Genomic DNA, 24,699 nt, shown 5'->3' with positions numbered 1-24,699 from the left:
GAAGCGGACCGCCGAACGCAGGATGCTAACAGGCCGCCGGCGGCTGGGGCACCGCAGCAACCGGTCCTCGGACCAGGGCCTGACTAGGTAGGTACGGGTAAACGGCTGAAAGTACTCCCGTAGGTAGCAAACGAGTGTTCCGCGGGCGGCGGGCGGCTTCCTAGCCTGTTTGTACGCACACGACACGGGGAGACACGCATGCGCCTGGGCAGACCGTTACGAGCCCGCTCGGGCATTCTGTGTGTGCACTCTTCCAACGAGATGTACGGCGCAGACCGGGTACTGCTCCAAGTGGTGCAGTCGGTGCCGCCCAATCGCAGGGAGGACCTCGTGGTGTGGCTGCCGCGCACCCCGGGGGCCGACGCCGGCCCGGCACAGGGTGCACAGCTCAGTGACGAATTGGGACGCCTCGGATTCCGCCACGTCCGGCGGAATATGCCGGTGCTTCGACGGCGGTTGATTTCGGTACGCGGCCTGCTCCTGCTTGCCGGTCAGCTGGCTTCAGTGCTGCCGGCATTGATTCGGCTGCGCCCGCAGGTACTCTACTGCTCCACCAGTGCGCTCCTGTTGCTGGCTCCCATTGCCCGGATGCTGCGCATTCCCCGGGTGGTACTGCATATCCAGGAAATATGGTCCGGACCCGAAGCAGTGGTACTGCGGATCCTGTCCCGGTTTGCCACGGACTGGATAGCTATTTCCCGCGCCTGTGCGGATTCCGTGCCGCCGGCCCTGCGGCATAAAGTGCACGTTATTGCCAACGGGGTGGAGGACCTGCCCGCCCCGCAAAGACACGGCGGGCCGGAGGAAGGCGGGCCGGAGGCACAGCCGGACGGCCCTGCCGGGACACCGCTTCGTTTTGTGATGGCAGGGCGGTGGAATACATGGAAAGGCCATGAGTGCCTGCTGTCCGCGTGGGACGCGGGGGATCCGCCGGGAACGCTCAGCATCCTGGGCGGCCCGCCGGCCACCGGGAACGCCGTGGACGTCGCGGCCATGGCTGCCGGGCTGCGGCAACCCGAATCAGTGCGGGTGGTGGGAGAAGTTCCGGACATTACTCCCTACGTGGACGCGGCAGATGTGATGGTGGTCCCGTCCACCAGCCCGGAGCCGTTTGGTTTGGTGGCCATTGAAGCGTTCGCCCGGGGCAAACCCGTCCTGGGAAGCAACGCCGGCGGGCTGGCCGATGTGGTGACCCACGGCGTTACCGGCTGGCTGTACGAGCCCGGCGACACGGCCGGCCTGGCTACCGTCCTGCGGCAGGTGGACCGTCCCCGGGCCCTGGCGATGGGCCGGCTGGCGCGGCGCGCCTACGAGGAGCAGTACACCGCCGCTATCTTCCGGGAGAACCTCCGTGCCTGGTGGAAACAGGTGCTGGAGGAGGACTAGGGACGGCCCATGCCGCGGTAATTCCAGCCGGCCGCCCGCCAACGGCCGGAGTCCAGGACGTTGCGCCCGTCAATGATGTTCTTCTCCGCCACCATGGCTGCGGTGGCTACCGGATCCAGGCTCCGGTACTCATTCCACTCGGTCAGGAGGACCAGGGCGTGGGCGTTCTGCATGGCGTTTTCCGTAACCGGTTCATAGTTGAGTTCCGGGAAGCGTCCCTTGGCGTTCTGCAGAGCCTGGGGATCGGTGACCGTGACGGTTGCCCCCTGCAGCTGCAGCTGCGCGGCTGCGCTGAGGGCAGGCGAGTCCCGGACATCGTCGCTGTCCGGTTTGAAGGCGGCACCGAGAATGGTGACGCGTTTGCCGAGCAGCGAACCGCCGCAGATATCCCGCGTCATTTCCACGACCTTGGACCTGCGGCGCATGTTGATGGCATCCACCTCGCGGAGGAAAGTCAGGGCCTGATCGGCACCCAGCTCACCGGCACGTGCCATAAACGCACGGATGTCCTTGGGCAGGCAGCCGCCCCCGAACCCGACTCCGGCATTGAGGAACTTCCGCCCGATCCGCTCGTCCATGCCGATCGCGTCAGCCAGCGCAGTTACGTCCGCTCCGGAAGCCTCGCATACCTCGGCCATCGCGTTGATGAAGCTGATCTTGGTGGCCAGGAAAGAGTTGGCGGCCGTCTTCACCAGTTCAGCGGTGGCATAGTCCACCACCAACCGGGCCGTGCCGGTGGCCAGGGGAACGGCATAGACCTCGTCCAGGGCAGCGGCTGCGGCTTCACCGGCGGGGCCAGCGGGCACGCCGTACACAAACCGGTCGGGGGAGAGGGTGTCCTGGACGGCATGGCCTTCCCGCAGGAACTCGGGGTTCCACACCAGTACGGCCCCGGGTGCGTCTTCCTCCAGCTGCTCGGCCAGCCTCGCCGCCGTGCCAACGGGAACGGTGGACTTGCCGACCACCGCGTTGCCGGGCTTGAGGTATGGCGCGAGGCCGGCAACGGCGGCATCAACGTAGCGCAGGTCCGCGGCGTATTCGCCTTTCCGCTGCGGGGTACCCACACAAATGAAGTGGACATCCGCCCCGGCGGCGTCCGCCATGTCCGTGCTGAACTTCAGCCGGCCGGTGGCCTCGGCTTCGGCCAGCAGTTCGGGAAGCCCCGGCTCGAAGAAGGGTGCCCTCGCGGCGGACAACTCGTCCACCCTGGACTGGTCGACGTCGATCCCGATGACCTCATGCCCCAGTTTGGCCATTGATGCGGCATGAACGGCGCCGAGGTAGCCGCAGCCGATGACTGAAAGACGCACATTTCCCCTATGGATCCGGCGGATGAAGTCCCCACCAGCCTATCGTCTGGGTTCAGGCCCTATCCACACGGCAGAATCCAAGTAGCGGGCGTGCGGAAGCTGAGTACCGGCCCGGTCTGGCGCCGGTGAGGGTGTGGCCCGGTTAGCAAACAGGCAATGGGATATCCGCGGCCGTGTGCACGGGAATCTCGACCCGAAACGTAGTGCCCCTGCCCAGTTCTGAAACGAAGGAAATCCGTCCCCCGTGGGCTTCCACAATGGATTTGGTAATGACCAGTCCGAGGCCCACCCCGGGGATCGCGGCCTTTTTGACCTGCCCGGTCCGGAAGAACTTCGTGAACACGTCCCGCTGGTCCGACTCGCTCATGCCAATGCCGTTGTCCTGGACCTCCAGGAGAAGGTTCCCCTCCGCCCGGCGGGAGCGGACCGTGACTGTGCCGCCGTCGGGGGAGTACTTGATGGCGTTGGAGAGGAGGTTGTCCAGCACCTGGGAAATCCGGTCCGGGTCCACCGTGGCTTCCAGACCCGGCTCGCAATCACACTTCAGGGCCACATCTACTGCCTCGGCCCGGCGTCTGGCGCTGTCCAGGCTCGCCCGGACCAGTTCGGCGACGTCGGTGTCCCTGCGGTGCAGGTGCATGGTTCCGGAAGCGGTGGTCAGCAGGTCGGCCACCAAAAGCAGCAGGCGTTCGGCGTTGCGCTGGGCCACCTGCAGTGCACTTTGGATATGGTCCGGGACCGCCGCGGGCTCCAGGTCCTCGAGGACCAGGTCGAGGTAGCCGATGATCGATGTCAGGGGCGTGCGCAGTTCGTGCGACACGCTGGACACGAAGTCTTCCTTGGCATTGAGGGCGTTGACCATGTCGGTGACATCGCTGTAGGCCAGGACCGATCCGGAGAATTCACCGTTGTCGCGCAGGGACCGTGAACATACCGCCAAGGCGCGTTGGCGTTCACCGGCGCCCACCCACACAATAACGTCGGAGAAGGATTCTTCGCGCAGTGCCCGCTGCGTGGGGCGCTGCGCATGGGGCAGTCGGGTTACCTGGTCCAGGCCGAAGATGAGGTCGTTCTCGCCGTCGGGCGAGCCGGCATCCAGGTTGGCCAGGGCATGGTTGCTTCGCTGCCGGCTGTTCATCAGGATGGTGCGGCCCTTGGCGTCGAGTGCCATCACGCCCACGTCCACGGTCTCCAGCACTCCGTCCAGGAGTTGTGAACGGACACGGGTCTCCTGCAGGCTTCCCTGCAGCTGTGCTTCCGCCTCCATCAGGCGTGCGCGATGGACTTTTCCATCGCGCTCAACGGTGGAAACCACCATTGAAGTGCCCATCATGATGATCGGAATGAGCATGGGTGCCGCCAGTTCCCGGGGCGACGAGGCTCCTGTGGTCACCAGCGGCGCCCACAGCACCAAAGTGGTGCAGGCGTAGCTCAGCAGCCCCGCCGTGCGTGGAGCCAAACCGGACCATGCCATCCAGAAAACCGGGAAAATCGACAGGAAACTCAGTCCGATGACCGAGGTGCGGCCGTCGTAGTACAGGCCGCCCACTACTGCGAAATCGAGCACGGGAATGATCCAGTAAGCCAGGGGCCGGTGGCGTTCCCAAGGTATCGCCACACACGCGGCCGTAAGGAAAACCAGCAGAACCAGACCGAATTGAAAGGCCGTATTGCCAAAAAGACCCGGGTCCACCAGTGCCGCGATGGGAAGCGCCACGGCAACCGAAATAACCAGGGGCAGTTGGCTGATTAGCAGCCGCCTCCGGAGATTGAGTTCGTACAACTGCGTTTTGAAACCCAAAAGGGCTGCTAGGCGGCCTTCGAGACTGGACATATAAAAGTGGAACCCCCGGATTCCGATAGTGGTAGCTCAGATTATAGGGGTGCTCCTGTAAGATACCGTGCAAGGGGAGCGGACAATCCGAAGTCTCGCTGGACAGGAAAATAAACAGGCATGGAAATACAGCGCGTAGCGGTCATCGTCGAAGATGACGCAGATATCCGCGATCTTCTCAACGCAGTTCTGCAGCAGTCGGGGTTTAAGGTCTATACGGCCCCTAACGGCTCCGAGGGCGTGGAGATGGTCCGCCTGCACAATCCCACTGTGGTGACCCTGGACCTGGGCCTGCCGGATATCGACGGATTCGAAGTGATCCGCCAACTGCGCCTGTTCAGCGACGCCTACATTGTGATGCTCACGGCCCGCGCCGAAGAGCTCGACACCCTGATGGGCCTTGAAGCCGGTGCCGATGACTACATCACCAAGCCGTTCCGCCCCCGTGAGCTGCGCGCGCGCATCTCGGCAATGCTCCGCCGTCCCCGCGGCGAATCCGCTTCGGAAGGCGAGGGCGCCGGGTCCGGCGTGCCGGCCGGCGACGACGGCGCCGCGCATCCAATGCCGGCCGCGGCTTCTGCAGCGGTCCAGGCCCCGCAGGCGGCTGCTGCCCCGGGCGCATTCGGGCACAACGGCCTCACACTCGACCCGGGCACGCGCACCACGGAGATCAACGGGCAGGCCGTGGAACTGACCCGGACCGAATTCGACCTGCTGCATGCACTGCTGGAAGGCGGCCGCCTCGTGCGGACGAAGACTGATCTGGTCCGGCGCCTGCGCGGCGAGGAATATGACACCGGGTCGTTCATCAGTGACGCCGACGAGCGCACCATCGAGGTCCACGTGGGGAACCTGCGCCGCAAGCTTGGCGACGACTCCAAGTCACCGCGGTGGCTCGAGACGGTGCGCGGTGTAGGTTACCGGCTTACCCCGGCTTCCTAACCCGTCCCCCAGGAATTACGAAACCCCCGGCACGCATGGCGTGCCGGGGGTTTTCACTTCTTCAGCCCTAGAACCGGTCCTGCCGTGCCGGGCCCAGGGAATCGGTGAGGAACGCCATGGTGTCTGCGCCGCACCGGCCGATGGCTTCGACCATGCTGTCCAGTGCCGGAAAATCGTAGGCCGCCACGGCCGCTTGGGCCTCCGCGGCCAAGGCTGAGAGCCGTTCCGCGCCGGCCATGTGGCTGGAGATCTTGATGCTCAGGACCACATCCATGGCGGCCTCGAGATCCTTCGTTTCTGCGGCCCCCACCAGACGGGCGAAACGTCCGTCCCACATGGAAATGTAGTTGCCGATGTACTGCCGGCAGGTGCGTGCTCCCATTTGCTCGCTCAAATCCAGCAGGGTGGCCAGCGCGATCATCCGGTGGGGGAGTTCAGGCATCACCGACCGCGCTGCGGCCGGCAGGCCGGGATGCCGGCTCATGGCCGGGAATGCTGGTGCGGTCGGAGGCATACCCGCTTCTGCGGGCTGGCTCCGCTGCGGGGCAGTGAAGTACAAAAAATATCCTTCGAGTGGGGGCTCGTCGAGGTTATGGATCCTGGATCGGTGCCGGCTCGGACACTTCCCGGGCCAACACCAACAGTGGCATTCCAAGCTCAGGAACGGGTGCCCGCAACGCTCAAGATCGTGGCAATATTTCAGTTGCAATTGTTCCCGCTGAATTTCGCCGGTAAGGGCATCTTTAATTGCCCTTAGGAAAGCGGTGCCCGCCGCCGCGCCCGGGGCCGGGCATGCAGCAAATAGGCCAGGCCCGCGCCGAATACGGCGCCTATCGAATTCGCCGCCACGTCATTGACCGTCGCATAGCGCAGGGGAAGAAACACCGACTGAGCTGTCTCGATGCCAATGGACGCCGCAATACCGCACACTCCTGCCAGCCACACATATCTGCGCGGAAGGATAAGCCCGGCAAGCAGGCCGAACGGGATGAACAGGGCCACGTTGGCGGACCATTCAAGACGGGCGTAGTCGAACCATGGCGGAAGTCCGAGCTCATACAGGCGCAGTGCGGTGTCCTGCAGGAAGGCGGCGGCTGGCCGGTCGATAGGCGAAGGCCAGAACACTGCCGCACCCAGCAACACCAAGTAGACCACCAGCACGACGGCGGCGGCCCCGCGTGCGCGTATGGAAGCGCCCGGCGGGCGGCTCATGGGTTTGTCGTGACGGGGCATGGGTCCTCCGGCCGGAAGAACGCTACGGTTTCCGGTGGTCGCCGCACCGGTTTGAGTCGATGTTGAGACTACCTTGTGCGGCGCTTGAGCATTGCCCCAATGTTGCCGCAACCCTGCGCCAAGCGCCCGTCGATTCTTGAGGGCCGGGCAGCAGACTTATCCCAGCGGCAGGAAAACATTCCGGGGCCAAAGACTTTCGAACAAAGGGATAACGATGAAGAGCATGACCAAGGGTGCACTGGCAATCGGCATCGGAGCGGCCATGCTGCTCGGCGGCGGCGGAACGCTGGCTACCTGGAACGCGGCAGCGGACGTTGCTCCCGGAACCATCACTGCCGGCGACCTGAACCTCGGTACCACGAAGACGGGCACCTGGAGCACCGCGGCCGGTGCGCCCATCGACATCGCCACCTACCGCGCAGTGCCCGGCGATGTTCTGGTCTTCACGCAGGACATCAACGTCACGCTCACCGGTGACCAGCTCAAGGCCAAGCTTGAAATGAGCAACGTCGCAGCAGTCAACAGGTTCACCGGCAGCGCGATGCCCACCGTGACCTACACGCAGAACGGCAAGGCCGTAGACCCGGCGCTGCTCACCAAGGACAACTCAGGCGTTATTACCGCCAAGGGCACCTTCATCTTCAACCCGAAGACCGAGGGACGCGCCGACGCAAACATGACGCTCGCCCTGAACAAGGTCGGCTTCACCCTGACCCAGGTCGTCAGCTAGCACCCCTTCTCCACCCCTTGTTCAAGTCCGGGCTGTGCGCGGAGTGCCGCACACAGCCCAATCCCTGGAGGAAATAAACCGTGAAGAGTCTTCGAGCATTGAAAGGCGCCGGCCTGGTCCTGGCCGCTGTGGTGCTCGGTCTTATGACGGTCCAGGGCAGCTACGCCCTGTGGAATGCATCGGTGGAAGTGAACGCCGGAACTATTCAGGCCGCAGATTTCAACGTCCTGATCAACGACGCCAACATGGCCGACACACCCGCGCTGGCGCTGAATCCCGGGGAGTTGAAGCGCGGAACATCCGCTTACCAGTCCGTGCGGGTAACCAACGCGGTCAACGTGCAGCCGGGGTCGCCGCTGGTGCTTCAGCCGGCCGTTGGGCTGCCCGCCCCGGGCACCCTGCTCGAGGGCAACCTCACGGTGACCGCCCGCGTCCTGAAGGCAGGTCAGACATGTTCCGCACCTCTGGATGTTCCGCCCGGCACCCCGCAGCTCCAGACACTAGGTACCGGAGCGACCCAGACTCTTTGTTTCAAGATCACCCTTAGCACCAGCACACCGGCACGTCTTCTGGGCACTCCGGTCAGCATCCCCGTAAACCTCAGCGTGGCGCAGCTTGCGCCGACAGCTAAGTGATGGATAGGAAAACCATGTCAAGTGGCCGCAGAACAGCAGAAAAGCCTGCCAGTCCGTTGAGTTTCATCGGAACCGGCCTGAGCTACCTTGCCCTGTGCGCCACCGCGCTGATCGCGTTGGTCCTGGTAGTTGTCCCACTGGTGACCGGATCGCAGACTTACAGCGTCCTGACCAGTTCCATGGCCCCGCATTACGCACCCGGCACCTTTCTGGTGGTCAAGCCCGTTCCGTTCGAGGAACTGCGCGTGGGCGACGTGATCACCTACCAGATCGAATCCAACGATCCGGCCGTCATCACACACCGCATCGTTTCCGTGGGCACGGCCCAGGACGGCGCGCGGACCCTGATCACCCAGGGCGACAACAATGACGTTGCGGACGAGAACCCGGTGCGCGAAATCCAGGTGCGCGGCAAGCTCTTTTACGCGGTCCCGTTCGTTGGCTTCGCTGCCAACGCCCTCGGCAACTCAGACCGCGGGGCCGCCCTGCAGTGGGGCGCCGTCGCACTACTCGGCTACGGCGTGGTTACCATGGTCCGCGGTGCGCTGGCCAAGAGGCGTGAGGACGGGGAGACGGGTGACGCCGGCAGCGGCGAGCCGGGCAATGACTCCGACGGAGCCGGGCCGGCTTCGGAATCGAATCCGATTTTTGGCACGCTGTCCCTGGACAGGGACGACATGGAGGACGATCCGGTACTGGAAGAGTGCGAGCACTGCACCCACGGCAGCTCACGCCAGCACCTGCGCAGCCACCGGAAGCCCGTAGCCGTCTAATGCCTGTTTCCCGGCCGACGAAGCGCTGGCTCACTATGGGTGTGGTCGCCAGCGCCGCCGCAGCCGTCGCCCTTACAGGCATGCCGGCTGCGACTGCGGCCGGTGATTACCTGGCCTTCAGTACAGACGGCACCTCCTTTGCACCGACACTGGCCACCCCTGTTTTTGACCAGGGCATCCGGCTGGTTCCGGGCAGCTCAACCGCGGGGTCCATTTGGATCCGCAACAACGGGGACGGACCGGCCCATCTCTCGGCGGGGGCCGTCAGGCCGATCCTGGACCCCGAATTGGCGGGCCTGCTTTGGGTCAGCGCATCAGCAGACGGTATTGGCGGTAATCCGGTGCTGCTTGGCGATGCCGGAGCGTGCACCTCCCTTTATCAGGGGTGGGAACTTGCCCCCGGAGAGGACGTACGCGTGCAGCTCACGGCGGACCTTTCCATCGAGGCGCCCAATGCCGCCCGTAACCGCAGCGCAGCGTTCGACCTGGTGTTCTATCTGCAGTCCACGGACATCCCGGGGACCGGCCCGGATGCCTGCGAGGCCTTGGGCGGTTCGGCGGGGAACCCGGAAATCCCCGCCAGCGGCGGCGGGACGGACAACGGCACACCCGGAACGGGAACCGGCGGCAACGGCGTCACCGGCACCGATGGGGTCGCACCGACACCAAACCGCACCGGGCGGATCGCTGCCCTGTTCCAGGCCGGACAGAACACCCCGGGCGCTGCTGCAATGGCCGGTTTTCCCGCGGCCGCAGGTGAGCCGGGACAGGTACCGGGCAGCACACTGAATTTCAACGCCAACGTGGCGCCGGCAGAAGCGGGCAGGCTTACGGACGCGGCGCCGGCGGGTTTCCAGAGCACCGTTGAACCCATCATCCGGTCACTCTCGGGTACGCTCCTGATAGTACTGTCGGTGGCGTTCTTCGCCGCGGCAGGTGTCCGTCTACGAAGCAGGAGCCAATGAGTACCAAGGCGCAGCAGGGGGCTGCGGAGAGCCGGGAGCGGGACCAGGCGATGGCCCCCCGTGTCGACACCGGCCGGTTCGGCCGGCTGCGGCGGCTGCCGGGGTTCCGTACCGCCGCCGTCGCGTTTCTCCTGACGGTGGTGCTTGGACTCGGCGGAACCGCAGCATATGCCTACTGGAGTGCATCGACTGCGGCCACCATTACCGTGACACCGATGCCCAATATCGTAAAACCGCCGGCGCCATGGTGCACCGAATCGGGCAAAATCTCATGGTCACCGGCGGCCGGTCTGGAAACGGATGCCGCATACGTCCTGACCTTCACGGTGGGTGCAGCCAGTAAGTCCTACGCTGTGCCGCGGCAGCAGCTGACCGTGAACCCCTCAGAGCTGCAAGGGCTGCGTTCGGCGCTCGGCACGACCAACGGCAGGACTCAGCCGATGGCGGTGAGCCTTCGAACGGCCCTTCCTAAGAGTCCGGTCTCGGGCGTCATCCAGGTTCAGGAGCCGGACATATCCTTTCCGTCCGAGCGGGTACAGATGTGGCCCACAACGATGTCTTACACCACCAAGAACAGCTGGCTGGGTCCGTACGCGGAGTTCGGCTGCCGCTAATCCTCGCGTCCTTCGTAGACATCCGGGACGCCGTCATTGTCCGCGTCCAGCCGCTCTTGTTCCTCGATCGCGCGGTAGCGCCGGTTGCGTGCGGTCAGAAGGATTGATGCCAGCAGCGCGGCGAGCAGGGATGCGGCAAGGATGCCCACCTTCGCGTCGTCGTTGTGTGAACTGCCCACCGCGAAACTGAGGTCGTTGACCAGCAGTGACACAGTGAAGCCGATCCCGCCGAGAACTCCGATGCCCAGCAGGTCGACCCAGCGCAGGTCCGGGTCCAGTTTCGCCTTGGTGCCGGCGGTGATGCCCCAGGTGGTGGCCAGGATGCCCAGCGGTTTACCCAGGACGAGCGCCACGATAATGCCGATGGCCACCGGGTCTGTCAGGGCGCGGCCCAAGCCGTCGAATCCGCCCAGCGCGACGCCGGCGGAGAAGAAAGCGAACAACGGCACGGCGAAACCGGTGGAAATGGGGCGGAAGCGGTGTTCGAAGATCTCTGAAAGCCCCGGCAGCTCGGGGTTGGCCGGCAGCTTCCTGCGGTCCGGTCCGCGGCGCAGCACCGGGACGGCGAAACCGAGCAGGACACCGGCAACGGTGGCGTGCACGCCGGAGGCATGCATCAGAGCCCACGTAACCACGGCCAGCGGCAGCAGGATCACCCAAGCGGGCCAGGTCCGCGTGCCGAAGAACCTGGGGAGGCGCTGGACCAGCAGCGTGAAGGCCGCCAGCGGCAGGAACATCCAGAGCAGGTAGCCCAGATGCACGTCATCGGAGTAGAAGAAGGCAATGATGGTGATGGCAATCAGGTCATCCACCACGGCCAGTGTGAGGAGGAAAATCCGCAGGGCACTGGGCAGGTGGGAGCTGATCACGGCAAGCACGGCTAGCGCAAAGGCAATGTCCGTGGCCGTCGGAATGGCCCAGCCGCGCAGCCCGTCCGAGCCGGCGAGCACGTTTACCGCAACGTAGATCAAGGCGGGGACCACCACGCCGCCCACCGCCGCGGCAATAGGCACAATGGCCTGCCGGATGTCCCGCAGGTCGCCGGCGACGAATTCTTTCTTGAGTTCAAGTCCCACGAGGAAGAAGAAGATAGCCAGCAGTCCGTCCGCGGCCCAGGCGCCGATGCTGAGCTTGAGGTGCCAGGGCTCATATCCGATTTCAAAGTCTCGGACGGCAAAATAGCTGTCGGCAACGGGGGAGTTTGCCCAGATCAGGGCGGCAACCGTGGCGACGAGCAGCAGGATGCCGCCTACGGTTTCTTTTCTAAGGATTTCGCCGATGCGCTGTGCTTCGCCGTAGCTGCCCCGGCTCAGGACGGTACGGGGGCTGCGGGGCTTGGGTGACTCAGAGGCCATCAAAAGGTTCCTAACGGATTCGGGTACGGCAAAAAATTGCCGACCAGACTTCCCGGCGCACCGTGAACCAGTCTACCCGGTTCTACGTTGGCGGGTGTCCCGGAAGCCCCTGCAGCGGACTCCGGGGGTCTTCAACGATCCGGGAACAGCGCAACGCCCCGGAAGGAATCCCTGCCGGGGCGTTGCGGAGAAGCAGCCGGAAGATCAACCGGCCAGTGCCCGGATGCCGATCACTATGGTGGCCAGGCCGAAGACCATGGCGGAGCTGATCTTCATGAGGTTCACCGTCATGTACCGGGTGGCGGCGCCGTTTTCATCTCGGGCCTGCGGAGATTTCAGTACGTCCTTGAGGAAGGAGGGCCAGACCAGGATGGACCACAGGCCGGCGACGATCAGGACGAGGGCCAGGGGCGTGGGAAGGCTCATGGAGATGCTTAGCCCTTCCGGCTTTCGATCCACTTGCCGGCCTGGCCTGCCTGGATGGTCAGCGCCTTGCCGATCATGGGTTCGGCGGCCTTGGCGATTTTGTCGCCGAGGAACGGAATGGAGGAACCGACGTTGCCGTCGACGTCCACCCGGGTGCCTTCGGCCACTGTGACCAGGCGCTGTACGGCCGTCACCTTAAGCGGAACGCCGCCCACGGACAGTTCAACAGCGGCTTCGCGGGTGCCGTCCGCGCCCGGTGCGGCCCACTGTTCCTTCTGGGTGACGGTCAGGGTAGCGCCAACGAACTTCTTGGCGATATCCGGGAGGCGGTCGGTCGGCATGGTGCGCACTGCTGTCAAGACAAAGGCACCTGCCGTGTCGCCCTCCACGGTGGCCGAGACCAGGGAGCCGCCCACGTGTTCGCTGATGCTGCGCAGGAAGTCCTCGTTGGCGAAGGCGTCCGTCACGGTGGCGACGTCGTAGGGCAGGATGGTTGTTGCGTTCAGGGCCATGGGTCCTCCAGAGGTGGGTGCGAACGCCGGCTGAATAACTGCGGGCACGCCCGCCTACCGGCCAACCCTCATCCTAAACCGGACCCGCAGCCGGCCTGTAAACGGCCCCCTACTGAGCGAGGGTCAGGCAGCCGGCTGCTTCGCCGTTTTCGCTGCCGCCCGCCTCGAAGATCAGCAGGGAGTGGCCGCCGCTGCTGCCCGGCAGGACCCACGGCACCGTACCGGTGGCCGTGGCATTGCCGGAGGAGTCCGTGGTGAAGTCCACGGCCAGTCCGTTGCCGCCGGTACTGTCCTGCGGATTCTGGACCAACCCGCCGGCATCGGCAGGGTCCGCTCCGCAGGTGCGCTCGTGCAGTTGCGCGGTGAAGGTCATGTCCGGGGAGAAGCCCTGGGCGGTCAGTTCCACGGTGGTGTCCGCATTGGTCTCGGTGACGGTCACGATGCCCTCAGCGTCGTCCGGGATCAGGCCCGCGTTGTAGCTGATGGCGACCGCGTTTTCGCAGTACGGGCCGAAGGTTCCTTCGTTCAGTCCGTCGGTGGGGGATGCGGCCGGGGTTCCGGAGCAGCGTTCATTGGCAGCTGTGCTTCCCGGGATCCCTGCCGCCTGGCAGTTCTCTTCGCCGGGGCTGTTGGGGGAGATGGTGGAGCAGGACGACGCATCCGATGCCGAGGAGCTCGAGCTGCCGGTGGCGGTGCCCCCGCCGTCGCCGTTGGTGCCGGCGCAGGCACCAAGTGCGAGGGTGAGTACCGCCAACCCGATAGCCCGGAAGGGCGCTTTGCGTGCCGGTGCTTTGCGTGTCATGGGGCAATCCTCCGTTGGTGAAGGCAGCCGCAAGGCCAGCTGCCGGAAAGGAAGCTGTGGGGAACTGCAGTGACGCCAGTGCCTTTCAAGCGTCGCAGGGCGCACAGGGAAAATCCAGCAACGGATTCGATGGGAAGCGCAGGGCCGGAAAACCGTCTTTCCGCTCTCAGCGACAGGTGCGCCGGAGCCCTCAGGCAGCGGGTAGGGTGGAAGAAAACCCCGGGGTTCCGTCTGTGAACTTCGGGTATTTGCGTTGCGTCGTGAAGGAGAAAACACCCCCATGAGCCTGAACGGACTGCGTGCCGCCCTCGCCGAGGACCCGTCCTACGCCCGGGTGCGCACCCTTTCCTCCCGGCCGCCCGCAAACCGCAGTGAGGACCTGCAGATCGGTGCGCCGCAGGGCATGCGCGCGGCGCTGCTGGCCGAAGTCGTGGACGGCCTGGCTGCCTCGGGGGCCGGCGACGGCGTGCCCCCGGTGGTGCTGGCCGTGACCGCCACGGGGCGTGAGGCCGAGGACCTGGCCGCTGCGCTGCGCAGCTACCTTCCGCTGGCGGGCATCGAGGAGTTCCCGAGCTGGGAGACGCTCCCGCACGAACGGCTTTCGCCCCGCTCGGACACGGTGGGACGCAGGCTGTCCGTCCTCCGCAGGCTGGCCCATCCGGAAACCGCTCCCGTGCAGGTTGTGGTGGCGCCGGTGCGTGCCGTTGTCCAGCCGCTGGTGGCAGGCTTGGGGGAGCTGAAGCCGGTCGCACTGAAGGTGGGGCAGGAGCAGCCCTTCGACTCCGTGGTCACCGCACTGTCCGAGGCGGCCTACGCCCGGGTGGACATGGTCTCCCACCGAGGCGAGTTCGCGGTGCGCGGCGGCATCCTGGATGTTTTCCCGCCCACCGAGGACCACCCCATCCGCATTGATTTCTTCGGCGACGAAGTGGATTCGATGCGCTGGTTCGCCGTCGCCGACCAGCGCACCCTGTCAGGTGAGCACATCACCCACCCCAGCGAGCTTTACGCTCCTCCCTGCCGCGAAATCCTGATCACTCCCTCAGTGATGAGCCGGGCCGCGAAACTCAAGGACCAGATGCCCGCAGCGGCGGACATGCTGGAGAAGATCGCCGGCGGTATTGCCGTGGAGGGTATGGAATCCCTCGCACCGGTCCTGGTGGACCGGATGGTTCCCCTGATGGGCGAGCTGCCCGCCGGCTCGATTGCCGTGGTGATTGAACCCGAAAAGGTCCGTGCCCGCGCCCATGACCTGGCCGCCACCAACGAGGAATTCCTTGCCGCGGCGTGGGCCACGGCCTCCGACGGCGGCTCGGCGCCGCTGGACCTGTCCGCAGGACTCACGGCGGACCTGAACGCCGCCAGCTTCCGTTCCCTGGCCGAAACGCGCACCGCTGCGCACGCCAACAGTGTGGCCTGGTGGTCCATCACGTCCTTTAACCCGGACGACGAAACAGTGCTGGATATCGACACGCTGACCATCAACGCCCGCGAACCGCGCGGCTACCAGGGCGATGTGGCCGAGATGATGGACTTCATCGGCGGCCGCGTGCGCGACATGTGGCGCGTCGTCGTCGTCACCGAAGGCCCCGGGCCGGCAGCACGGCTGGCCGAACTGTTCCGCGAGAATGACATCCCCGCCGCCCTGGTGGAGTCCGTGGACACCGAACCGCGCCCCGGCGTCATCGCCATCACCACGGCCAGCGCCGGCCGCGGATACGTCTTCGACACGCTCAAGACCGGGCTCCTCACGGAAGCCGATCTGCTGGGCCGGGCCAGCGCATATTCCACGCGCGACATGCGCAAGATGCCCTCCAAGCGGCGCAACGCCGTGGACCCGCTGCAGTTGCACGAGGGCGACTTTGTGGTCCACGAACAGCACGGCGTCGGCAAGTTCATTGAACTGATCCAGCGCGCCACCGGAGCCGGCGCCAACAAGACCGTACGCGAGTACATGGTGCTGGAATACGCCTCCTCCAAGCGCGGCGCTCCGGGGGACCGGCTGTTTGTCCCCACAGACCAGCTGGACCAGATCACCCGCTATGTTGGCGGCGAAACCCCGGTGCTGTCCAAGATGGGCGGCTCCGACTGGGCCAAGACCAAGAGCCGGGCCCGGAAGGCCGTCAAGGAGATCGCCGGGGAACTGATCCGGCTGTACTCGGCCCGAATGGCCTCCAGGGGCCACGCCTTCGGCCCGGACACCCCCTGGCAGCGGGAGCTGGAGGAAGCCTTCCCCTATGTGGAAACCCCGGACCAGCTGACCACCATCAACGAGGTCAAGGCGGACATGGAGCGCGAAGTGCCCATGGACCGCCTGGTGTCCGGCGACGTGGGCTACGGCAAAACGGAAATCGCGGTTCGGGCGGCGTTCAAGGCGGTGCAGGACGGCAAGCAGGTGGCGGTGCTGGTGCCCACCACGCTGCTGGCCCAGCAGCACATGGAAACGTTCGCCGAACGCTTCTCCGGCTTCCCGGTCCGGGTGGATTCGCTCTCCCGGTTCCAGACCGCCAAGCAGGCCAAGGCCACCATTGAGGGCGTCAAAAACGGTTCGGTGGACGTAGTGATCGGCACCCACCGCCTGCTTTCCCAGGAGGTCCAGTTCAAGGACCTGGGCCTGGTGATCGTGGATGAGGAGCAGCGTTTCGGCGTGGAACACAAGGAAGCGCTGAAGAAGATGCGCACCAACGTGGATGTGCTGGCCATGAGCGCCACCCCGATTCCCCGCACCCTGGAAATGTCCCTGACCGGGATCCGGGAGACCTCCACCCTGGCGACCCCGCCGGAGGAACGGCACCCGGTGCTGACCTACGTGGGTCCGTACACGGACAAGCAAGCTTCCGCCGCCATCCGCCGGGAGCTGATGCGTGAAGGGCAGGTCTTCTTTGTGCACAACCGGGTGTCCTCCATCGACCGGACCGCCGCGCACCTCCAGGAGCTGGTGCCGGAGGCGAGGATCGCCGTCGCGCACGGCCAGATGAGCGAGTCGAAGCTTGAACAGATCATTGTGGACTTCTGGGAGAAGCGCTTTGACGTGCTGGTGTGCACCACCATCATCGAGACCGGCCTGGACATCTCCAACGCCAACACGCTGATCGTGGACCGGGCAGACCACTTCGGCTTGTCCCAGCTGCATCAGCTGCGCGGGCGGGTGGGCCGCGGCCGGGAGCGGGCCTACGCCTACTTCCTCTACCCGTCCGAGAAGCCGCTGGGCGAGGTGGCGCTTGAACGCCTTAAGGCAGTGGCCACTCACAACGAACTGGGCGCCGGCATGCAGCTGGCAATGAAGGACCTGGAAATCCGCGGCGCCGGCAACCTGCTGGGCGGGGAACAGTCCGGGCACATAGCCGGTGTTGGTTTTGATCTGTACATCCGGCTGGTGGGTGAAGCTGTGGCCGATTACCGCGGCGAGGCTGAGCAGAAGGCCGCCGAGATGAAGATCGAGCTGCCGGTCAACGCCCATCTGCCCCACGAGTATGTGCCGGGGGAGCGGCTGCGGCTGGAGGCCTACCGCAAGCTGGCTTCCGCACTGACCAACGAGGGGATCGATGAGGTCCTGGCCGAACTGGTGGACCGCTACGGCGAGCCGCCGCAGGAAGTGAAGAACCTCATCGATGTGGCCCGGTTCCGGGTGGACGCGCGGGAAGCCGGGCTGACCGACGTCGCACTGCAGGGCAACTTCATCAAGTTCGCCCCTGCCGACCTGCCGGAATCACGCGTGATGCGGCTGCAGCGGATGTACCCGGGGGCGCAGGTCAAGCCGGCCCTGAACGCGGTGCTCGTGCCGAAGCCGAAGACAGCGCGGATTGGCGGACGGGACCTGATGGATGCCGAAATACTGGCGTGGGCCAAGCAGGTGCTGGACGCCGTTTTCAAGGAGTAGGGGCTCCCCGGGGCTCCCGGGGCGGTCAGCCGGTCACGGCGACCAGGAAGAGTGCGGCGGCGGCCACCAGGCAGGAGACCAGGACCGCGTAGCCAATGAAGGTGATGCGCTGCTGCCGGGCCCGGTCCCGGCGCCATTCCCTGCGGGTCATCATGGTAGTCATGCAGCGAATCTAGGGAGCGCTTCATGCGTGCGCTAAGAGTAAGGGCTACCTGCTTGCCCCGGGCCGCTACTCAGTTTCCCCGGCCGCGGTCCCGCTGCTGCGGGCAGCCTGCGGTGTTAAGCGAGCGATGCACCCGGGCCGGTGGCCTCGGGTGCATCGCTGGTGTGGTGCTGTGTGGTGCCGGACCTACTCGTTGTGGGAGTAGCCCTTGGCCAGTTCGGTGGTGGTGTCCGAACGCCCGATGGTGAAGGCCACGAAGTACATGCCGCAGGCGGCAACCAGCAGGATGGCCATGGGCCAGACGTTGTCCAGGCTCAGCCAGTTCAGTGAGAAGATGGCGCCGAGGAAGACCGCAAACATCACTACGAAGGTAAGGATGTTGCTGACCAGGTGACCCTCGCCTGAGTGTGTCGGCTGCTTTGACCGTGTTCCAACCATGGAGTTCTCCGTTTCAAAAAGTGTTCAGTAGCGTTGCGGGTCAGTAGTCCGACGTGGCTTTGCTTCCATTAACAATAGCGATTCCGGAGCTCGCTCCGATACGCGTGGCCCCGGCGTCGATCAAAGCCTGCGCATCTTCGGCGGAACGGACGCCGCCGGAGGCCTTTACGCCCAGGCCGGGACCGACCGTGCGGCGCATCAGCGCAATGTCTTCCACCGTTGCTCCGCCGCCGTTGAAGCCGGTGGAGGTCTTGACGAAATCAGCGCCGGCGTCAACCGATGCTTCGCAGGCCAGGACCTTCTGCTCGTCGGTGAGCAGGGAAGTTTCGATGATGACCTTCAGGATGCCGCCGGCGGCGTGGACGGCGTCGGCGACGGCGGCGATGTCGCGGACCAGCGCGGCGCGGTCGTTGCGGCGTGCTGCGGCAATGTCGATGACCATGTCAATTTCGTCGGCGCCGTCCTGCAGTGCACCCTGGGCTTCGAAGACCTTGACCTCGGTGGTGGTGGCACCCAGGGGGAACCCGATCACCGAGCAGGTCAGCACGCCGCTGCCCTTCAGGGCGTTGCGGACGGTACCTACCCAGAGCGGGTTCACGCATACCGACTTGAATTGGTATTCGGCGGCTTCGGCGCAGACCCGCAGGATGTCCTCGCGGCTGGCCTCGGGCTTCAGGAGCGTGTGATCAATGTACGAGGCAATGGGGGTAGGCATGGATCTATCTTGCCACAGGGGCAGTGGTGGAAAGCCGCGGGAATGCGGCGGGAGCTCCCCGGAGCCCGGGAAAAATAAGCGGCCGGGCCCCCGAAATCAGGCGCCCGGCCGTTTAGACTGCTTTGTTTTTAGTGGTAGCCGGGCCAGTTGCCCATCAGCTGGATATTAGAGCTGCCCGCGGCGGCCGATACAGTGGCAGCCGAAGCGGGCGCTGCCGCGCCCGCTCCGAGGAGGACAGCGGCCAATAGTGCTGCTGCACCAAGTTTTTTCATGGAGTGCTCCTTGGGGGAAAGTTCATTCGGGGTGGGACAATTGGAGTGTAGCTATGCTTAGGATCCAATTGATGTGCGGCGCGCCTTCTTTGGTGAATGCTGAGCAAATATTTTATGTAACCGTTGGATCTTGACCCCTGAAAGAGGCCTGCAGCGTTGGAACAGAATCCAGTCGTTATAGTCAACGAGTATCGAGCGCAGCAGGCCAAGGCTGAGCATGACTATGCAAAGGCTATTGAATACTCCGCAATTGCCCGCGATGCAGCCCTAAGCGACGGCGACAAGTGGGCCTTTCACCGGTCATCTTTCAATATCGCTCATTTTCAGTACGCACTGGGACGAATGGACGACTGCATTCGCACCATTGAGGAACTGGTGGAGCACGCTGCCATGGCTGATTACCCTGAGTTGGTTGCCCAGGCCCGGACGTTACTGGCCCACGCGCTGCAAAACAGCGGGGCGACCGATCGAGCCCTGACCGCCGCCGAAGAGGCGGCGAGCGTTATTCCGGATGAGCCGGGACAGCTCCGTCTGGCACTTCAGCACTCCATCGTTTCCACTCTTGCGGAGAAGGGCGAATCAGAAGATGCCTGGCGGGAGGCGCTGGTCTTGGACACTTTGGTTGGACCGGAATCCGGCACCAAAGTCCGCGGCATGGCTTATTGGGCCATCGGAAATGCCGGCTTTATGTCCGGACGAATCACCGAGGGACAGGAGTATCACGACCGGGCGGCAATCGACCTCGTCCGTGTAGGCGACGTGAATCTGTGGGCACTCTTTAACAAGGCTGCTGCCAATATGCGCCTCGAAGCAGGTCTCATAAACAGCGCGACACTTGAATGTGTTGAACGGGCAGAGGTTGCTATTTCCGTTGCGGGCGGCAACGTTGCGGACAAGGTGGAAATTCTCCTGGCACGCGCCCATTGGGAATATGCGTCAGGGAACTTGGAAGTCGCTGAGAATAAGCTCCGTGAGGTTGCGGCCCAAACCAAGGAGCTGTTCCCGTATATTCGAGCCCAATCCCTTCAGCTGCTCAGCGGGTGCCTGCTGCAGGCGGGCCGAAAGGGGGAGGCACTCAAAGTCGCGCTGGAAAGCGAGCAGATCTTCCTGGAAACCGGTGGCGCCGAGCGTGCGTTCCAAGTCCGCACATTCATTGACACCATGGAAGCAGCCCGCGAACAATAGGCCCCTTCGAAAGCAGGGAGCAACACAACCACAGGAACTCGATATTTAAGCATTGAAGGCGCACAATACAAGCACGGTCTCCGAACTACCGGCGGCGGCGCTATCAGTTATTCCAATACGGCGAGGCATACCGCTGCATAGAGGTCCCGCGCGGCGACTTGGGGGAAACATGGCTAGATACGAGGGGCACCCGACAACGGTGCAGTACCCGCCCGCGCCCGGATCCATGGACGTTCATCTGTCCGAGGAGGGGCACCTGGTGCTTGAGCTGCCGCCGGGCGAGGTTGTGACGGGCACCATGGCCGAGATTGCGGCCGAGAACATCATCAGGATGGCCAGCAGCGGTAAGTTGCCGTTGCTCCTGACCCTGTCCGGTGTCGAATCCATCACCCGGGGTGCCCGGGAGGTATTCAGTGCTGCGCGCTCCCTCTCCGCCGTCGCCGTCATCGGTGTTTCACCGGTTGACCGCGTTATCGCCAACTTCCTTCTGGGCGGGGAAGTCCAGCCCTGCCCCACCCGTTATTTCTCCTCCGAGGTGGACGCCCTGATCTGGCTGGAACGGTTCGCCTCGTGATGGCGGATCAAGATCAGGCAGCCCCCTCGGCATATAACGACGCCCGGTTGAACAAGATCGTGGAGGGCATTGTCAGCATTGCCGCCGGTGATCTGTCTGCCCGGATTCCCATATCGGCTGCCCGTGACCAGGTGGACGCGGTCAGCACCGGTATTAACCTGCTGGCCGCAGAGCTGGATGACATCTACCGCGACTTTGAGCAGCGCGTGGAAAACCGCACCGAGGAATTGCGGGAGGCCCATGCCCAGATGCAGCACATGGCACTCTCGGATCCGCTCACCGGCGTCGCAAACCGGCTGGCGCTGATGCAGGTAACCGAGGATGCGTTGAGTGAGTGGAACGGTGCGGAGCCTGCGCCTGCAATGTTGATGATCGATCTCGATGGGTTCAAAGACATCAACGACAGCTTCGGCCACAACGCGGGGGACCGCGTCCTTCAGGAGGTTGCCGTGCGGCTGCTCCGCGCGGTGCCGCCGAGGAGCACCGTGGCCCGGCTCGGCGGGGACGAATTTGCAATCCTGCTGCCGCGCGTGAATCGTTTGTCCGCCCGTGCAGCGGCAGAGCGGCTTCAGGAGGCACTGAGCATCCGTACCGAGGTGGAAGAACTGGATGTGTGGCCGCGGGCCAGCATCGGGGTTCACCTGGCCGAAGCAGGACAGTCCGCCACCGATCTCCTCCTGCGTGCCGACACCGCAATGTATATCGCGAAGGATGAGGGCCCCGGGATGGTCCGGGCCTTCGAACCGGTCATGCTGTATGCCCGGCAGCTGCGCCGGGACATGGTGTCCGAACTGCGCAACGCCGTGGAACGCAACGAATTCCGGCTGGACTACCAGCCGGTGGTGGACCTGGCCAGCGGGCGGATGCAAGGCGTTGAGGTCCTGCTGCGCTGGCAGCATCCCACACAGGGACTGATCATGCCGGACGCTTTTATCCCCCTGGCTGAGGAGTGCGGCGCCATTGGGGGCATAGGCCGCTGGGTGCTGCGGTCTTCCCTCGAGCAGTTGGCGGCTTGGCGGGCCGCCGGAAACGACCAGGACGGCTTCCACATCCGGGTCAACGTCTCCCCGTCTGAGTTGCAGAGCATGGACCTGGTGGACTACGTCCGCGCCCAGCTGCGGGAAACGGGAGCAGCTCCGCGGGATCTGGTCCTGGAAATCACCGAGAGTGCGTTTGTAGGCAGCGGAGACGTGGAGACGTACTCCATGAAGTCACTCAAGGCACTGGGAGTACGGCTGGAAATCGACGACTTCGGAACCGGGTATTCCTCCATCAGCTACCTGCGGCGACTGCCCGTGGCCACCGTCAAGGTGGACCGGGCCCTGATTGCCACCATCAGCCGGGACGAAGGCCAGCTGAAATTCGTGGACGCCGTGCACCGCCTCATTCAGGCGGCCGGGATGGAAGCCGTCTTTGAGGGCATTGAAACCCGTGACCAGGCCCGCCTCCTGCGCCAGATGGGCTGCTCCAGCGCGCAGGGCTACTTCTTCAGCCGCCCGCTGTCGGCTGAGCAGGTGGGGACCCTGCTGGCCAGCGGCAGTCGCCTGCCCCTGGCCACCGAACTGCTCGCCTGACTGCACGCCGCCGGCCAAGCGCCCTCCGCCGCCCGGGCTTACTTCTGCACCCGGTAGTGGAGGAACACCACACCATTGCCGAAGCGCTGTTCCTCCACCAGCTCCAGGTCCAGGCGGAGCCCGGCCGGCAGGAAACGCTTGCCGCCGCCGATGATCACGGGGGAGAGCAGCTGCTGCACCTCGTCCACCAAGCCGGCCTGCAGCGCCTGCGCGGCGAGGGCCGCTCCGCCCACCGAGACGTCGCCGTCGGACGCCTCAACGAGGGTCCGTACGGCGTCGGGGTCGAAATTGTGCTCCAGCCGTGTGCGCGGTGCATCCAGTTCCGTGAGGGAGCGGGAATACACCACTTTGTCCGCCGCCTGCCAGATCCGGGCATACTCCTGGATGGCTTCGGGCTCGTTCGGCGGCACGGAATCCCAGTACGCCATCACCTCGTACAGCTGACGCCCCAGCAGAAACGTCCGCATGTTGCGGTCCAGTCCGTTGACGAAGCGGTGCACCTCTTCGTCGGGCATGCTCCAGTCAAAGGACCCGGACTCGTCCGCAATGTAGCCATCCAACGAGGTAATGCCTGTGTAGATCAGCCGTCCCATGCCGGTCTCCCGCTTAGTTAGAGTCCCAGGGCCGTCCGTACACCCGCCAGCACGGCGTCCAGCGCAGCGCGTGCCTTGGCACGGGCGGCCGGCAGCTCCTCGGCCGAAGCCACCGGCTCAATTACCTCGAGGTAGCACTTGAGCTTTGGCTCGGTTCCACTGGGGCGGATGATGACCCTAGTGTTGTCCCGGGTAATGTACCGCAGTCCGTCGGTGGGCGGCAGGCCCGCGTCGCCCAGGGAAAGGTCGACGGCGGATTCCACCTCGGAGCCGGCAAAAGACACGGGAGGGTGTTCGCGCAGGCGCTGCATCATCTCGGTCAGGAGGCCGAGGTTGTCCACCCGGACGGAGAGCTGGTCGCTCTGGTGCAGGCCGTGGGCCAGGGCCAGGTCGTCGAGCTCATCGAACAGGGTCCGGCCGGCGGCCTTCAGCGACGCGGCCAGCTCGGCAATCAGCACACCGGCGGAGATACCGTCCTTGTCCCGCACCAGTCCGGGAGCCACGCAGTAACCCAGGGCCTCTTCGTAGCCGTAGGTCAGCTTCGGCACCCGCGAGATCCACTTGAAACCGGTGAGGGTCTCCTGGTGCTCAAACCCGGCCGCTTCGGCGACTCGGGCCAGCAGGCGGGAGGACACGATGGAGTTGGCGAAGACCACGCCTTTACGGCTCTTTTCGCCGCGGACCTTCCACCGTCCCGCAGCGATCCGGCGGGAGATATGGCGGCCGAGCAGGGCCCCCACTTCGTCGCCGCGCAGCATCCGCCATTCACCCGTGGCCGGGTCCTTGGCGGCGACGGCGGCGCGGTCGGCGTCGGGGTCATTGGCCAGGACCAGATCCGCATTCCGTTCGACGGCCAGTTCCAGGGCCAGGTCCAGCGCGCCGGGTTCCTCGGGGTTGGGGAAGGCTACGGTGGGGAAATCCGGGTCCGGCAGCGCCTGCGCGGCCACCAGCGCCACCGAGGTGAACCCGGCTCCGCGCAGCACCGACGTCATGGTTTCGCCGCCGACGCCGTGCATGGGTGTCAGCACAATGTCCAGGTCCCGCTCGGGGTAGCCTTCGGGGTGCATCAGCCCGTCCACGGCGCCGATGTAGTCAGCCACGAGGGATTCGGAGACCTCGGTGTAGCCGTCCGGTGCCAGCTCGATTGAGTCCAGCGGCGCCGTGTAATCGATCCGCGCCGCGATCTCGGCGTCGTACGGCGTGACAATCTGGGCGCCGCGTCCCGGCCCCTTGACCGTGCGGCCGCCCAGGTACACCTTGTAGCCATTGTCCCGGGCCGGATTGTGGCTGGCGGTAACCATCACTCCGGCGTCGGTGTCCAGGGCGCGTACGGCATAGGCCAGCAGCGGCGTGGGCAGGGTGCAGGGAAGCAGGAACGTCTCGATGCCGGCAGCGCCGAACACCGCAGCGGTTTCCAGCGCGAAGTCCCGGGACTTGTGCCGCGCGTCGTAGCCAATCACGGCGCTGGGGGTCCAGTTGTCCCCGGCGGTGTCCTGCAGGAAGGACGCGATGCCCGCAGCCGTGCGGCGTACCACCACCCGGTTCATCCGCATGGGACCGGCGCCCAGTTCCGCCCGCAGCCCCGCGGTGCCGAATTCCAGCGTGCCGGCAAACCGGTCGGCCAGGTCGTCGGCCGCTGCGGCGTCGTTGGTTTCCAAAGCGCGGAGCACGGCGCGCAGTTCCGCCGCGGTATCGGTGTCGGGGTCACTCGCTGCCCATGCTTTTGCTGCGGCAACGAGTTCATCCAGTTCAACGGAATTCATAGTCATGATGTGTACCTTGCTGGGC

At 65.1% G+C, this 24,699-nt stretch carries 25 protein-coding genes; 11 read left to right on the top strand and 14 right to left on the bottom strand.

What is annotated here, in order from left to right; all coding sequences use genetic code 11:
• Positions 1-243 precede the first annotated feature (243 nt).
• Positions 244-1,386 (top strand): glycosyltransferase family 4 protein, encoded by a 1,143-nt coding sequence (locus tag LOC57_RS16370; RefSeq protein ID WP_229960767.1) that lies wholly within the window; start codon positions 244-246, stop codon positions 1,384-1,386.
• On the opposite strand, the gene LOC57_RS15265 is transcribed toward LOC57_RS16370, so the two are convergent.
• Positions 1,383-2,696, bottom strand: a complete 1,314-nt coding sequence (locus LOC57_RS15265; RefSeq protein WP_229960765.1) for a UDP-glucose dehydrogenase family protein — start codon at positions 2,694-2,696, stop codon at positions 1,383-1,385. The genes LOC57_RS16370 and LOC57_RS15265 overlap by 4 nt on opposite strands.
• 142 nt (positions 2,697-2,838) lie before the next feature.
• Positions 2,839-4,413 (bottom strand): sensor histidine kinase, encoded by a 1,575-nt coding sequence (locus tag LOC57_RS16555; RefSeq protein ID WP_229960763.1) that lies wholly within the window; start codon positions 4,411-4,413, stop codon positions 2,839-2,841.
• 237 nt (positions 4,414-4,650) lie between these two features.
• Here LOC57_RS16555 and LOC57_RS15255 point away from each other — a divergent pair, with 237 nt between their 5' ends.
• Complete coding sequence (locus tag LOC57_RS15255) at positions 4,651-5,472, top strand: response regulator transcription factor (protein ID WP_227914157.1); 822 nt, start codon at positions 4,651-4,653, stop codon at positions 5,470-5,472.
• Between the two features lie 67 nt (positions 5,473-5,539).
• On the opposite strand, the gene LOC57_RS15250 is transcribed toward LOC57_RS15255, so the two are convergent.
• Positions 5,540-5,956 carry a hypothetical protein gene (locus LOC57_RS15250; protein WP_227914158.1) on the bottom strand — a complete coding sequence of 139 codons (417 nt, stop codon included), beginning with the start codon at positions 5,954-5,956 and terminating at the stop codon, positions 5,540-5,542.
• A gap of 269 nt (positions 5,957-6,225) precedes the next feature.
• On the bottom strand, positions 6,226-6,705 hold the full coding sequence (locus LOC57_RS15245) for a VanZ family protein (protein ID WP_229960761.1): 480 nt from the start codon (positions 6,703-6,705) through the stop codon (positions 6,226-6,228).
• 214 nt (positions 6,706-6,919) lie between these two features.
• Between LOC57_RS15245 and LOC57_RS15240 the strand changes: the two genes are divergently transcribed.
• The 5 genes from LOC57_RS15240 (at position 6,920) to LOC57_RS15220 (ending at position 10,422) form a co-directional block, all read left to right on the top strand.
• On the top strand, positions 6,920-7,435 hold the full coding sequence (locus LOC57_RS15240; RefSeq protein WP_227914160.1) for an alternate-type signal peptide domain-containing protein: 516 nt from the start codon (positions 6,920-6,922) through the stop codon (positions 7,433-7,435).
• Between the two features lie 80 nt (positions 7,436-7,515).
• Positions 7,516-8,070 (top strand): SipW-dependent-type signal peptide-containing protein, encoded by a 555-nt coding sequence (locus LOC57_RS15235; RefSeq protein WP_229960759.1) that lies wholly within the window; start codon positions 7,516-7,518, stop codon positions 8,068-8,070.
• A 56-nt stretch (positions 8,071-8,126) separates the two neighbouring features.
• Positions 8,127-8,843 carry a signal peptidase I gene (locus LOC57_RS15230; RefSeq protein ID WP_227914162.1) on the top strand — a complete coding sequence of 239 codons (717 nt, stop codon included), beginning with the start codon at positions 8,127-8,129 and terminating at the stop codon, positions 8,841-8,843.
• Positions 8,843-9,808 (top strand): hypothetical protein, encoded by a 966-nt coding sequence (locus LOC57_RS15225; RefSeq protein WP_229960757.1) that lies wholly within the window; start codon positions 8,843-8,845, stop codon positions 9,806-9,808. The genes LOC57_RS15230 and LOC57_RS15225 overlap by 1 nt, the downstream gene beginning before the upstream one ends.
• Positions 9,805-10,422, top strand: coding sequence for a hypothetical protein (locus tag LOC57_RS15220; RefSeq protein WP_229960755.1), 618 nt, complete (start codon positions 9,805-9,807; stop codon positions 10,420-10,422). The genes LOC57_RS15225 and LOC57_RS15220 overlap by 4 nt, the downstream gene beginning before the upstream one ends.
• On the opposite strand, the gene nhaA is transcribed toward LOC57_RS15220, so the two are convergent.
• The 4 genes from nhaA to LOC57_RS15200 form a co-directional block, all read right to left on the bottom strand.
• Positions 10,419-11,777 (bottom strand): Na+/H+ antiporter NhaA, encoded by a 1,359-nt coding sequence (nhaA, locus tag LOC57_RS15215; RefSeq protein ID WP_227914165.1) that lies wholly within the window; start codon positions 11,775-11,777, stop codon positions 10,419-10,421. The genes LOC57_RS15220 and nhaA overlap by 4 nt on opposite strands.
• 204 nt (positions 11,778-11,981) lie before the next feature.
• Positions 11,982-12,203: an SCO4848 family membrane protein gene (locus LOC57_RS15210; protein ID WP_227914166.1), complete on the bottom strand. Its 222-nt coding sequence runs from the start codon at positions 12,201-12,203 to the stop codon at positions 11,982-11,984.
• A gap of 8 nt (positions 12,204-12,211) precedes the next feature.
• Positions 12,212-12,715 carry a DUF2505 domain-containing protein gene (locus tag LOC57_RS15205; protein WP_227914167.1) on the bottom strand — a complete coding sequence of 168 codons (504 nt, stop codon included), beginning with the start codon at positions 12,713-12,715 and terminating at the stop codon, positions 12,212-12,214.
• 109 nt (positions 12,716-12,824) lie between these two features.
• Positions 12,825-13,517, bottom strand: coding sequence for a hypothetical protein (locus LOC57_RS15200; RefSeq protein WP_229960754.1), 693 nt, complete (start codon positions 13,515-13,517; stop codon positions 12,825-12,827).
• Between the two features lie 280 nt (positions 13,518-13,797).
• On the opposite strand from LOC57_RS15200, the gene mfd reads away from it, so the two are divergent.
• Complete coding sequence (mfd, locus tag LOC57_RS15195) at positions 13,798-17,397, top strand: transcription-repair coupling factor (protein ID WP_229960751.1); 3,600 nt, start codon at positions 13,798-13,800, stop codon at positions 17,395-17,397.
• A gap of 25 nt (positions 17,398-17,422) precedes the next feature.
• On the opposite strand, the gene LOC57_RS15190 is transcribed toward mfd, so the two are convergent.
• The 4 genes from LOC57_RS15190 to LOC57_RS15175 form a co-directional block, all read right to left on the bottom strand.
• Positions 17,423-17,560, bottom strand: coding sequence for a hypothetical protein (locus tag LOC57_RS15190; protein ID WP_227914170.1), 138 nt, complete (start codon positions 17,558-17,560; stop codon positions 17,423-17,425).
• Positions 17,561-17,746: 186 nt separating this feature from the next.
• Positions 17,747-17,998 carry a hypothetical protein gene (locus LOC57_RS15185; RefSeq protein WP_227914171.1) on the bottom strand — a complete coding sequence of 84 codons (252 nt, stop codon included), beginning with the start codon at positions 17,996-17,998 and terminating at the stop codon, positions 17,747-17,749.
• Between the two features lie 40 nt (positions 17,999-18,038).
• Positions 18,039-18,713, bottom strand: coding sequence for a deoxyribose-phosphate aldolase (gene deoC / locus LOC57_RS15180; protein ID WP_229960750.1), 675 nt, complete (start codon positions 18,711-18,713; stop codon positions 18,039-18,041).
• Positions 18,714-18,841: 128 nt separating this feature from the next.
• Positions 18,842-18,985 carry a hypothetical protein gene (locus tag LOC57_RS15175; protein WP_229960749.1) on the bottom strand — a complete coding sequence of 48 codons (144 nt, stop codon included), beginning with the start codon at positions 18,983-18,985 and terminating at the stop codon, positions 18,842-18,844.
• A gap of 156 nt (positions 18,986-19,141) precedes the next feature.
• Between LOC57_RS15175 and LOC57_RS15170 the strand changes: the two genes are divergently transcribed.
• From LOC57_RS15170 to LOC57_RS15160, 3 genes are all read left to right on the top strand, one after another.
• The gene (locus LOC57_RS15170; RefSeq protein WP_229960748.1) at positions 19,142-20,170 is read left to right on the top strand and encodes a hypothetical protein; all 1,029 of its coding nucleotides are present in this window, start codon (positions 19,142-19,144) and stop codon (positions 20,168-20,170) included.
• Positions 20,171-20,339: 169 nt separating this feature from the next.
• Positions 20,340-20,744, top strand: a complete 405-nt coding sequence (locus tag LOC57_RS15165) for a DUF7793 family protein (protein ID WP_229960745.1) — start codon at positions 20,340-20,342, stop codon at positions 20,742-20,744.
• On the top strand, positions 20,744-22,318 hold the full coding sequence (locus LOC57_RS15160; RefSeq protein WP_227927003.1) for a putative bifunctional diguanylate cyclase/phosphodiesterase: 1,575 nt from the start codon (positions 20,744-20,746) through the stop codon (positions 22,316-22,318). Before LOC57_RS15165 ends, LOC57_RS15160 begins: the two co-directional genes overlap by 1 nt.
• Before the next feature lie 38 nt (positions 22,319-22,356).
• On the opposite strand, the gene LOC57_RS15155 is transcribed toward LOC57_RS15160, so the two are convergent.
• Both LOC57_RS15155 and LOC57_RS15150 read right to left on the bottom strand, forming a co-directional pair.
• Entirely contained in the window at positions 22,357-22,911 is a 555-nt protein-coding gene (locus LOC57_RS15155) for a dihydrofolate reductase family protein (RefSeq protein WP_227927004.1), read from the bottom strand.
• 17 nt (positions 22,912-22,928) lie between these two features.
• Complete coding sequence (locus LOC57_RS15150) at positions 22,929-24,680, bottom strand: phospho-sugar mutase (RefSeq protein ID WP_229960743.1); 1,752 nt, start codon at positions 24,678-24,680, stop codon at positions 22,929-22,931.
• Positions 24,681-24,699: the final 19 nt, after the last annotated feature.

This window comes from Arthrobacter sp. zg-Y750 (assembly GCF_020907365.1).
GTDB lineage: Bacteria > Actinomycetota > Actinomycetes > Actinomycetales > Micrococcaceae > Arthrobacter_B.
This window is presented reverse-complemented; position numbering and strand designations above follow the sequence as displayed.